At 43.6% G+C, this 13008-nt stretch carries 6 protein-coding genes; all 6 read right to left on the reverse strand.

The features are described from left to right. Positions 1–22: 22 nt before the first annotated feature. Positions 23–2143 carry a bifunctional 23S rRNA (guanine(2069)-N(7))-methyltransferase RlmK/23S rRNA (guanine(2445)-N(2))-methyltransferase RlmL gene (gene rlmKL, locus AB6F11_RS17715; RefSeq protein ID WP_102393744.1) on the reverse strand — a complete coding sequence of 707 codons (2121 nt, stop codon included), beginning with the start codon at positions 2141–2143 and terminating at the stop codon, positions 23–25. Positions 2144–2650: 507 nt separating this feature from the next. Next, positions 2651–3199, reverse strand: a complete 549-nt coding sequence (locus tag AB6F11_RS17720) for a cell division protein ZapC (RefSeq protein WP_017063848.1) — start codon at positions 3197–3199, stop codon at positions 2651–2653. A 206-nt stretch (positions 3200–3405) separates the two neighbouring features. Continuing rightward, positions 3406–4416, reverse strand: coding sequence for a quinone-dependent dihydroorotate dehydrogenase (gene pyrD / locus AB6F11_RS17725; RefSeq protein WP_017059681.1), 1011 nt, complete (start codon positions 4414–4416; stop codon positions 3406–3408). A 330-nt stretch (positions 4417–4746) separates the two neighbouring features. Then, positions 4747–9588, reverse strand: a complete 4842-nt coding sequence (locus AB6F11_RS17730; protein WP_102393745.1) for an NAD-glutamate dehydrogenase — start codon at positions 9586–9588, stop codon at positions 4747–4749. 228 nt (positions 9589–9816) lie between these two features. Continuing rightward, positions 9817–10035, reverse strand: coding sequence for a DUF2835 domain-containing protein (locus tag AB6F11_RS17735; RefSeq protein ID WP_086711486.1), 219 nt, complete (start codon positions 10033–10035; stop codon positions 9817–9819). Between the two features lie 192 nt (positions 10036–10227). Further along, positions 10228–12834 (reverse strand): aminopeptidase N, encoded by a 2607-nt coding sequence (gene pepN, locus AB6F11_RS17740; protein WP_102393746.1) that lies wholly within the window; start codon positions 12832–12834, stop codon positions 10228–10230. Positions 12835–13008 lie beyond the last annotated feature (174 nt).

Genomic DNA, 13008 nt, shown 5'->3' on the forward strand with positions numbered 1-13008 from the left:
ATATCCTTATACGATCTCTTAACTACTTATGTGTAATCAACCAGCAGTTATGAATGTGCTTATTGCGAGAGAAGTCCAATGGAAGTGTCTTCGCTGAGATATTCTGAGCCTTAAGACCTAACTCATCTAGAGCTTCCAAGTCCATTTTGAAGTGACGCTTGTTGTTAGAGAACACAATCGTGCCTTCTTCACGAAGAAGACGTTTAAGGTTTTCCATCAGCTGAATGTGATCACGTTGAACATCGAAAGATTGATCCATACGCTTTGAGTTAGAGAACGTAGGTGGATCGATAAAGATCAGATCATAAGAACCCTGCTCTTTAGCTAGCCATTGTAGACAGTCAGCTTGAACAAACTGATGTTGACGACCAACACGACCGTTAAGCTCCATGTTCTCTTTCGCCCACTCTAGGTAGGTATTAGACATATCAACAGTAGTTGTAGAACGAGCACCACCCACAGCAGCATGAACAGATGCACTTCCTGTATAAGCAAACAAGTTTAGGAAATCCTTACCTGCGGCCATCTCACCGATACGACGACGAGTGATCTTATGATCTAGGAACAACCCGGTATCTAGGTAATCATGAAGATTAACAATCAGCTTAACGCCATACTCGTTCACTTCTAAGTTCGATGAGTCTTGAGCCAATTTCTGGTATTGAGAACGGCCTCTCTGTTTCTGACGAACTTTAAGCACAACGTTGTTTGCTTCTACGCCTGTTACTTGAATAGAAGCACGGATGATATCGGTTAAGCGACGTTTTGCCTTCTCTTCCGGTACATCTTTAGGCGCTGCGTATTCTTGAATCACAAGGTGACCTGGGTATACATCAATCGCTACATTGTATTCTGGTAGGTCAGCGTCGTAGATACGGTAGCAATCTAATTGCTCTTTCTTAGCCCACTTGCCAATTTTACCGATGTTCTTTTTAAGACGGTTCGCGAAATCAGGTGCAATCAATTGTTCTTGCTCGCCTGATGGACGCTCTGACATCGGACGATCTGAAATTGAGTAGTTCTTTTGGTGACACGGTAACGCACCGTTGTTCAACTTGAACTGTTTATCTGCACGCATGCGTAAGCAGCTTAGTAGCTCGTCTGAGCTAGAGAAGATAGATGCGTTACAGCCACCAAATTCAGCTTTAAGCTGTGCACCGAATGCGGTGTAAAGTGCAATAAGACCAGGCTCTGTCCCTAAACGCTCACCATAAGGTGGGTTAGACACAATCACACCATCCGTAAATTCCGTAGGGCGTTTAAGTTTTGCTGCATCACCTACTTCGAATTCAATCAAATCTTCTACACCAGCACGGCGAGCATTATCGCGCGCTGTTTTGATCATGCGCTCATCGTTGTCGTAACCATAGAACTTACATTCTACTTTCTTAACGCCACGACGGCCTTGGACGTTCGCTTCTGCTTTAACTTCAGCCCAAAGCTCAGGCTCGAAATCTTCTAGTGATTCAAAACACCACTTCTGACGTTTAACACCCGGTGCTAGGTTTGCAGCCATCATCGCCGCTTCAATCACTAACGTACCTGAACCACACATTGGATCTAGGAAAGGCTTAGTTGCGTCCCAACCACTACGAAGAAGAATCGCGGCAGCAAGAGTTTCACGTAGTGGTGCTCGACCTGATTCAGGACGGTAACCACGTTGGTGAAGACCGCTACCTACCATATCAACACCAAGAATCGCTTTATCACGGTGTAAACGAACGTGGATACGAATGTCTGGGTTCTCTTTGCTAATAGAAGGACGAGGTAAAGACTTCTTCTCAAAGCAATCAACAACGGCATCTTTTACTTTCATCGCACCGTATTGGCTATTACGGATTTCGTTGTTCGTACCATTGAAGTCAACAACAAAACGCTTAGAGCTATGGAATTGATTTACCCAGTTAACCGCAGTGGTTGATAGGTACAAATCCATGTCGTCCATACAAGTGAATTCAGAAAGGACACGTACAAATCGAGAAGCCAAACGGCTCCACAAACAACAACGATAAATTTGCTCATTGGTCGCTTTGAATTTAACACCTGCTTGAACAGGTTTTGCGTTTGTAATCCCTAGTTGGGTTAGTTCTTCAACTAATAAATTCTCAAGGCCGTTTGAGGTAACCGCTAGATATTGATTCATAGTGTTCTTTTATTGATAAAAATGAGTTCGATTATACCTGAATTTGTAACTAGAGCATCACACTAAACACGTCTTTTCATTGAATCTTTCGACTAACTGGCTAGCAAATGCACAGTCTTGAAGCGATCGCTTACCCACATCCCCTTAGAACATAAGACCTATCAAACCAACTTCATTTCTGACCACTTATTAACCAAAGCAGCAATGTGAATTTATATTCACCTCAAAACTGGTATATACCAAGGTAGATTTATGGATGAAATTTAGCTACAAAAGACCAAAAACAGGGAATAAAGACGGTAGATTTACTCTTCTGGCGATGAAAACGGGCAGAAATTAAGGTGAAAAAATAGTCGTAAGTTCACTATTTAAATGGTTAAGCCGTGATGTATTTATCAGGATGAGGTTTTTTAGGCACAAAAAAATCGGCTAATGAGCCGATTCTGAGGAAGGTTTATACGTTTGTGTGCTGCGATGCGTGGTTGAAATGATGTGCTAGATTAGAGGTTAACCTACCATCGCTATGTGTGTCTGATGAAGGATAGCGTTCGCGTCTACCATTCTATCGTGCATCACCTTGATTGAGTCTCCAAATCGCAGTCCTTTTGAAGGCGTTAACAGGAACTCTTCTAGGTCAACAAATGCACATAGGCTCGCACACTCTCCCACTTCTAATACAATGAAATACCCTAAGCTATGCTCGTTATTCATTTGTACAATATCCCCTTCTTGAGGATATTCATGGCCAGTACCTTGTGAGTCGAAGAACCAACTCTTAGGCTGTACAGGCTTATGGAAACGCTTTGCTGCCACACAATAGAGTGCTAATTCAGCTTGACGAGGCTCAGACAGTTCTAAGCCAGAAATTTGTTCTTTGAAGGTTTGGTATGAAGATGCGTCATCAACGGTGAATTCATTATCTCGAAACGCGCAGTCCACCAGCTTATTGCGGACCAGATTCGTTTTGAAAATCATATCCTCTCCGAGGTTTAGCATTAATGAACATTGCTGCTCATCGTAATACCAACTCCATGTATCGCTAGGTTTAAGCATCATTTCGTCTCACACTGTTGAACCATTCCATTAGGTAAAACGCAAAATTACCTTCAATTACAGTAATTTTACTGAGCAATAGGCAAAAAAAAAGAGGAAATGAATTCCTCTTTCTTATCGCTTTTCTCTACAACTCAGTGAGTTACAGTGTCTCTTTTAGTAAGACGATGCCAGATTGTCGCTTTTCAAAAATAAAAGCAATTTTCAGCTTATAGATTTTTAACGATGTCGCCAACTAGGCCTGGGCCTTTGTAGATGAAACCAGAGTAAACCTGTACAAGCTTCGCGCCCGCCATCATTTTCTCTTTTGCAGCAACATACGAGTCAACACCACCTACTCCAATGATCGGCAGTTTGTCACCCAGCTCTTCGTGAAGTTTACGAACTACTTCAGTACTGCGAGATTGAACTGGACGCCCGCTTAGGCCACCCGCTTCATCGCAATGCTTCATGCCTTCAACGATACTGCGATCCAATGTCGTGTTAGTTGCGATCACACCATCGATCTTATTTTTGATCAATGATTCGCAAATCTGGCTGATTTCGTCATCACTTAGATCCGGAGCAATCTTAAGAGCAAGAGGAACATATTTACCATGCTTCTCTTCCAGTTCAGATTGTTTCGTTTTAAGTTCAGACAATAGATCGTCTAGAGCTTCGCCGTATTGTAGAGAACGAAGTCCTGGAGTGTTTGGTGAAGAGATGTTCACAGCAATGTAACCAGCGTATTGATATACCTTCTCCATACAGATCAAGTAATCTTCAGCGCCCTTTTCAATTGGTGTGTCTTTATTCTTACCAATGTTAATGCCTAAGATGCCATCGTAGTTCGACTTCTTAACATTCTCAACAAGGTTGTCGACGCCTAGGTTGTTAAAACCCATGCGGTTGATGATACCTTCAGCTTCAACAAGACGGAATAAACGAGGTTTGTCGTTACCCGCTTGCGGACGTGGAGTCACTGTTCCTACTTCTACGAAACCAAAACCCATTGCGCCAAATGCATCAATACATTCGCCGTTTTTATCTAGGCCAGCAGCAAGGCCAACTGGGTTTTTAAAAGTAAGACCCATGCACTCCACAGGCCGGTGAGGTAATTGTTGGCGATACAAAAGATCAATAGGTGTGCCTGTGAAGCGCTTGAAATTTTGAATTGCAAGATCATGTGCCTTTTCGGCATCAAGTTGGAAAAAGCCAGTTCTGGCTAGACGGTAAAGCATTGTGCCTCCGATAGAAAAAAGCCCCGTGTAAACGGGGCGCTATTATTTACTTATTTACCCAACTATTCAATCTATTACTGTCTGTAAGGGTAAGATAATCAAGTTTGCTAACGAATGAGGTTCATTATTAAGCAAACGTTATCGTTTCTTCAAGTTATTAAGCCATTTCTAATCTCAACCTTAGTACAGCCATCAGGTCACTTAACAACAAACAACGTTTGCGTCGAAGTTTGTTCTTCAAAAGTCGTTAGGCCTATTGTTTCCACTTTACCGAAACGAAAAAGGCAGACCTTGTGGCCTGCCCTTATACTTTTTCGTCTTATCTAGTAACTAGTCTTTTGACATGCAGTTTAGATTCAACAGCATCAATTCACGCAGTGCTACTGAGAACTTAGCAAACTCATGAACAGAACCTACTTTGAATTCGTTTAGGATGCTTTCCCAACGATGTAGAGAAACAGAGTTACTTTCCATCCAGTCATCAAGCGCTTTAATCACATCGATATCTGAAGCACAACCACAGTTAAGTACTTGACCAGTTAACTGGCGTTGCTGCCAATCCAGATCTTCTCTGAATGCTGCACGCGCCAGTGCTTGCCAGTTGTTGTCTATAGCTTGGCCATTGATTTGCTTCAAGAACCAGTGCAGTGACAAACGGTCGCCTAGGTTGAAGTAAAGCTTAGACGCTTGCTGTACTGTTTTACCTGTTTCACGAGCCACTGTAGATATATCCAGTGCTGAGTACAGGCTAGACAAACGAGCCACTGAATTAGCCAGCTCAGCGTTTACACCTTGGTCAATCCATACTTGAGCCATTGCTTGATGCTCTTCTACTTCTGAAGCCACTAGGTTTTCATCCAGCTTCTCAGTAATTGCGACGACATCACCTTGGTAAAGCTCAATCAATGCATTCACTGACTGTTTACCGGTACGGTTTCTTAGCAACCAGCGTGCTAGACGACGAAGCGTACGACGTACATGGTAAAGCAATTCGTATTGAGCTTCAGAACTTGAGATGTTGTCCAGTTCACGGATGCTCTTCAATACCTTACCCAGGCCGTAGATTTCACGTGATGCCGCGTAAGCATTCGCAATATCAACAATGTTCGCGCCCGTCTCTTCTTGCAAGCGAGTCACGAAGTTACAGCCCATCTCGTTAACCATTTGGTTAGCAAGCGCAGTCGCAATGATCTCTGCACGAAGTGGATGGTTATCCATGTGCTGAGAGTAGTTACGGCGTAACTCTGTTGGGAAGTATTGCATCAGTTGTTGAGCATGGAACTCATCATTCGCAATGTCATCACTCACAAGATCTTCTTTTAGAACCATTTTACCGTAAGCGATCAATACTGATAGCTCTGGTCTTGTTAGTGCTTGGCCCTGCTTCTCACGTTCTAGCAGCGTTTCGTCATCTGGGATGTATTCCAAACCACGGTCTAAGTACCCGGCTTTTTCCATTGTGTGGATAAAGCGGATTTGCTCTTTCACTAAGCCTACACCTTGATGCTCAGTAACAGAGATAGACTCAGCTTGGCAGTAAGCGTCGTCTAGTACGATTTCACCTACTTCATCTTCCATAGATTCAAGAACTTGGTTACGTTGCTTAACGGTAAGATCACCATTAGACACCAAGCCATTCAAGAAGATCTTAATGTTAACTTCGTTATCCGAGCAATCTACACCACCAACGTTATCGACAAAGTCAGTATTAACTCGACCGCCCGTTAGAGCGTATTCAATACGACCCAATTGAGTCATACCCAAGTTACCGCCTTCACCAACAACCTTAGCTTTCAGGTCACGGCCATCGATACGTAGCACGTCATTTGCACGGTCACCCACATCGGTATGAGTCTCACTAGAAGACTTAACGTAAGTACCAATACCGCCGTTCCAAAGTAGATCAACTTTCATAGACAAGATCGCTTTGATCAAGTCGTTTGGTGCCATTGATGCTTTCTTGGTACCCAGCATTTTCTGAATTTCAGGTGTCAAAGAGATAGACTTCGCTCGGCGAGAGAAGATGCCACCACCTTGAGAAATCAGGTCTTTATTGTAATCTTCCCAACTTGAACGAGGCAGATTAAACAGACGGTCACGCTCTACCCAGCTTGATGCTGATTCTGGATTCGGGTCAATGAAGATATGCATGTGGTTAAACGCAGCTTGTAAGCGAATATGCTTAGATAGCAGCATACCGTTACCGAATACGTCGCCCGCCATATCACCGACACCAATTGCAGTGAAGTCTGTGCTTTGACAGTTGATGCCCATTTCACGGAAGTGACGTTTAACAGATTCCCAACCACCTTTCGCCGTGATACCCATAGCTTTATGGTCGTAACCGTTAGAACCACCAGAGGCAAACGCGTCACCTAACCAGAAGTTGTACTCTTCAGCTACCGAGTTCGCTAGATCTGAGAATGTCGCGGTACCTTTATCGGCAGCTACAACCAAGTACGGGTCATCTTCATCGTGACGAACAACACTCTTAGGTGGGATAACCTCACCTTCAATGATGTTGTCTGATACGTCTAGTAAGGCACGGATGAAGCGCTTGTAACAACGTTGACCTTCAGCAAAGATCTCATCTCGGCCAGACATAGTGTGTTGACGCTTACAAACAAAACCACCTTTAGCACCAACCGGTACGATAACCGTGTTCTTAACTTGTTGCGCTTTAACTAGGCCTAGAATCTCAGTACGGAAGTCCTCTTGACGGTCTGACCAACGTAAACCACCGCGTGCTACTTTACCGCCACGTAAATGCACACCTTCAATGTCTGGTGCGTAAACGAAGATCTCAAACGCAGGAACCGGCGCAGGGATATCTGGAATCTCGCTTGGTCTCATTTTCAGAGCCAACCAAGGTTTAGACTGCTTATTCTCGTCTACTTGGTAGTAGTTAGTACGAAGCGTTGCAGTGATCATTTCCATGTAGCGACGAATGATACGATCATCATCCAAGCTTTCTACATGATCCAACTGTTCAGTGATCTTCTTAATAAGATCTTGTTGGCCTTTTACGCTGCCCTTCAGTTTCGGGTCAAAACGCTTGCCGAATAGGCTCACTAGCCCTTTCGCTAATTCTGGGTAATGAGACAATGTGTCTTCAATATATTGTTGGCTGAATGGAAAACCAACTTGACGCATGTAACGAGCATAAGCACGTAAGATTGAGATTTCACGGCCAGAAAGACCAGCGCCAAGTACTAAGCGGTTGAAACCATCGCTGTCTAACTCACCCGCCCAGATTGCCGCAAAGGCTTGTTGGAAAAGATCGCGAGCTTCACGAAGATCAATGGTCTTATCGCTCTTGTGCAACATCGAGAAATCAAGGATCCAATAGGTCACACCGTTGGTTTTACGCACTTCATATGGAGATTCACCGATAACGCGTAGGCCAAAGTTTTCAAGCATTGGCATAACATCAGAAAGGTGAATTGGCTCATCGCTGTGGTAGAACAACTTCAAACGAACGGCTTTTGAATCTGCCGCTTCTTCTTGAGGACGGTAGAAAAGCATACCCAGTTTGTTGTCTTCACTTAGCGCTTCTAAACGTTCAATATCCGCAACAGCAGAACCTGGCATCATGTCTTCTTTGTACGAACGTGGGAATGCACGCATGTACTCTTTCGACAATGGAAGACCTTTGCTTTCACCGAAGTTTGCAATGATAGATTCAGACAGACGGTCATCCCACGTAGACGATACTTCCATTAAATTTTGCTCAATTGTTTTCACGTCCACATCCATGTTGTTGTTATCAACACGAACAATATAGTGCGTTCTTGCTAGCGGGCTTTCAGAGAAGTACGTTGTAAATTCAACCTCTTCTTCACAACCAAAGTACTGTTTCAAGATGCGCTGTGTTTGGCGACGAAGCTCAGTGTTGTAACGATCTTTTGTTACGTAAACCATGCAGCTAAAGAAACGACCAAACGGGTCTTTGCGAACAAACAAACGCAGGAGATCGCGATCTTGCATTTGTACTACGCCCGTACCGACTTCTAGTAGCTCTTCTTCTCGAGCTTGCAGCAGTTCATCACGTGGGTAGTTTTCAAGAATGTTGTGCAGCGCTTTGTAAGAGTATGAACCTTCACGGTAACCACTCGCATCCAAAATACGTTCTACTTTCTCGCGAACAAGAGGAATCGTTTCAACGGTTTGGTTATAAACGGCAGATGTGTAAAGACCAGTAAAGCGGTGCTCACCAATGACCTTACCGTTCTTATCGAACTTCTTAATACCAATGTAATCGTTGTAAGCTGGGCGGTGAATGCGTGAAGCCGTGTTGCCCTTGGTTACGATAAGCACATAAGGCTTTTTCGCTTCAAGACGTGCCGAATCAGAAAACTCAGATAGCTTAACGTTACGTACACGATCTGAGTTCGCAAACAAACCAAGACCTTGCTCCTTGGTCGGTTGCAGTTCAGTGTCGCCGTTAACTGAAACTAGGTCATATTCCTTATAACCCATGAATGTAAAGTTGTGTTGGCCTAACCAACGAAGAAACGCCAACGTTTCATCAAAGCGCTGGCCGTCTACTGGAATGCTCTCTTTTTGCTGTTCAACTTGATTGGTCACTTCTTCAAGTCTTTCAACCATCTTCAACCAATCGTTCACGACTAAGCTAGTGTCGGTAAAGATATCCAGCAACTCCGTTTTAAGTGCTGTCATTTCAGCTTTACTACTCAGACGGTCAACTTCGATATGGAAAAGCGATTGGAATGCACCTTCGTTATTGCTTACACCGACAACACTGCCCTTATCTGAGCGAGAGATTTGTGTTGGGTTATGAAGCATAAGGTGAGAAGAACGGTCTAGGCGAGTCAATGCCATTTTTACGGAATCAACAAGGAATGGACTGTCTGGAACGACTATCTCAACGATAGTATGAGTAGACTGCCAACCTTGACGACTTACCGTCGGGTTGAATACGCGTACAGAGATTTCGTCGGCTTTCTTTTCATTGATGTGATGCCATAAGCTAACTACAGCACCATATAAATCGGATTCGTTTCTCTGAGTTAGATCGTCGTGAGAAACGTTACTAAACAAGTGTTGAGCAAGTTGAGTTACGAGAGGTCGATGAGCAAGGTCAAGTTTGTCTTGAATCAGCTTGTAAACTTTTTCAAGTAAAACTGGAACCACAGTTTCACGTGCGGTCATAGTCACACTCCACAATTAGAATTATATTTTATTATTAGGGGGATCACTTAATCTGGTGTTTGAAACGTGCCGTTGAGCGCTTTTCTACTAACGAGTTAAGCAAAGGTAATGCATTCATTTATTGTAAAAGCATTATTGAGAAATAGTTAATTGTTTTGGAGGTGGTAAGAGGTGAAATGTTTGATTATGTGATTAAGATTCCTTTTAACTCACTAGGCATGCCAAGGTTTACAGAGCTTCTAACTTAATAAACTTATTTTTTTGGTCAGTTGTCAGCCTAAACTGCCCTCTAACCCCTATTTGTGTAAGAAATGGTCTGAACCGAGTTGCAGGTAACTGTAAGCGTAAACCTGTTGTTGTTATCACTTGAACTTTACTTGCCGCACCAGAATAGCTGGCCAAAAACTGCTGATATGAGATGTTAAGTTGGAAAATATAGTGATTCATACGATACCTGTATAAATATACAGTGCCGGTATTTTTGGGCACTTAACGATGTCTGACTGTGAAACTGAGCTTGAAAACCTCTCTAGCTTATCGAAAATTCGATGAACCAGAAACAAAAAATCAGTGGTAGATATTCTCTACCACTGATGACCTTTCGTTATAGCAAACAGCTTATCTTATTGAGCGTTTAACTTAAGCTTCTAGTGCTTTCGTCACTTTCTCAAACAAGTCTTTTGCTAGGTTGTCCATGTTCTTTAACGTCTCTAGTTCTTTTTTGATCAGAGCTTGGCGCTCATCATCAAACTTACGGAACTTAAGTAGCGGGTCAATCAAACGTGAAGCCACTTGCGGGTTGCTGCTGTTCAGTTCACGTAAGATCTCGCCAGCAAATGCATAGCCTTGACCAGACTTGTCGTGGAATTGAACCGGGTTCATGTTTAAGAATGAACCGACCAAGTTACGGGTACGATTCGGGTTCTTCAAACTGAACGCTTGGTGCGACATCGACGCTTTGATCACTTCAAGTGCGTTTGAACTTGGGTTTGTACCTTGCAATGCAAACCACTTATCCATAACAAGACCATCGTGTTTCCACTTGTCACTGTAATCCGCCATCAAGGTTTCACGACATGGTAGTTGTGCGCTATTTGCCGCGCCCATTGCTGCCATGGTGTCTGTCATGTTGTTTGCTTGCTGGTACATCGCAACAACCAAGTCATTACCCTGCTCTGTATGAGCTAAGTAACTTAGGCAAACTTTACGTAGAGTACGCTTACCAATCGAATCGTGATCGATCGTGTATTCCGTTAGTGCGTTGCTGTGATAAACCGCCGCTAACTCGTCTTCAAGTTCTGCAGCTAGTGTTACTTTCATTGAGTTAAGAACCGATGCGACCGCATCAATATCAACACGCTCATACCAACCTGATACTTCGTTGTGGCTTGGTAGAGAAAGCATTTCTGCAATAAACGCAGGCTCTAGTGAATCACTCAGCAGTACGCCACGGAATGCATCAACAACAGAATCAGAAAGCTCAAACGCTTGTCCCTGTTGAACCTTCTCAACGTTGCTGCGAATGTACTTCGCTAATAGCATTTGACCCGCATCCCAACGAGAGAATTCATTACGTGCATTTACCATTAGGAAGATCAGCTCTTCATCTGAATAGTTGTACTCCAGTTTCACTGGCGCAGAAAATTCACGAAGTAATGATGGGATCGGTTGCTCAGAAACGTTCTCAAACACGAACGTTTGCTCTGCTTCTTTCACATCTAATACGTTATGAACTGGCTTTCCGTTACATTGTAACTCAACAACTTCACCCGTAGCCGTGTATAACTCGATATCCAGAGGAATATGCAGAGCCTGCTTTTCCGTTTGCTCATGAGTTGGCGCTGTTACTTGGCGAGTTGTTAACGTGTACTGCTTCTTCTCTGCGTCGTACTTACTTTCAACAGACAGCGTCGGCGTGCCAGACTGGCTGTACCATAGGCGGAACTGAGACAGATCAACGCCCGACGCATCTTCCATTGCCGCGACGAAGTCTTCACATGTTGCAGCCGTGCCATCATGACGTTCAAAGTAAAGCTTCATTCCTTTTTGGAAACCGTCTTCACCCAACAATGTGTGGATCATTCGGATCACTTCACTGCCCTTTTCGTACACAGTCAATGTGTAGAAGTTATTCATTTCTATCACTTTTTCTGGACGAATTGGGTGAGACATTGGACTTGCATCTTCAGCGAACTGTGGACCGCGAATAATACGAACATTGTTGATTCGGTTTACCGCGCGAGAACCAAGATCAGATGAGAACTCTTGGTCGCGGAATACGGTTAAACCTTCTTTCAAGCTTAGTTGGAACCAGTCGCGACAAGTCACTCGGTTTCCGGTCCAGTTATGGAAATATTCGTGACCGATTACCGCTTCGATACCCAGGTAATCGGTATCCGTAGCCGTTTGGTCATTCGCGAGAACAAACTTAGAGTTGAATACGTTCAGGCCTTTGTTTTCCATCGCACCCATGTTGAAGAAATCAACGGCGACGATCATGTAGATGTCTAAGTCGTACTCTAAGTTGAAACGCTCTTCATCCCACTTCATTGAGTTAATCAAAGAAACCATCGCGTGGTTAGCTCTGTCTAGGTTACCTTTGTCCACAAAGATTTCTAGGTCAACTTTACGACCCGATTGCGTAGTATAAGCATCACGAAGTACATCAAAGTCACCCGCAACTAAAGCAAATAGGTATGCTGGTTTTGGATGTGGGTCTTGCCACTTCACCCAGTGACGGCCATTTTCAGCTTCACCTTCATCAACACAGTTACCATTGCTCAATAAGAATGGGTTTTCTGCTTTGTCGGCGATAACCGTTGTGGTGAATTTTGCCAACACATCTGGGCGGTCCATGTAGTAAGTGATACGACGGAAACCTTCCGCTTCACATTGAGTACAGAAAGCACCACCCGATTTGTACAGGCCTTCAAGTGCACTGTTCCCTTCAGGATCGACTTCAGTCACGATCGTTAATGTGAATTCTTTTGGTAAATCATTCAGTGTCAGTTGAGTTTCAGACTGCTCATACTGAGTCCACTCTTTACCTTCAACCAAAACAGAAACCAGCTTCAAGCCTTCACCATCAAGTACTAAGGTCGAGCTATCTTTCTCTTGCTTAACACTAGACACCGCCGTAACGATGGATGCTGAATCGTACAAATCGAAAGTAAGATCGATTTCAGAAATAGTGTGAGATGGTGATTGATAATCTTTACGATACTTGGCTTGAGGTGTATGTGCCATGACGGGTTCCTTTTGATCGTTATACGTAATTATTTGTTAACTGTATATATCTAAAGGTTGAGCGCCAAGAACACAAGGGGAATATTAAAAAAAGGAGGCATTGTAGGAAAATGCCTCCATGTTTGTGCGCCGAGCATGGCGTTGATCTAGGAGGTGAAAGTCCTCTACGGGCTC

It is taken from the genome of Vibrio sp. 10N.247.311.14 (assembly GCF_041467715.1).
GTDB lineage: Bacteria > Pseudomonadota > Gammaproteobacteria > Enterobacterales > Vibrionaceae > Vibrio > Vibrio crassostreae_C.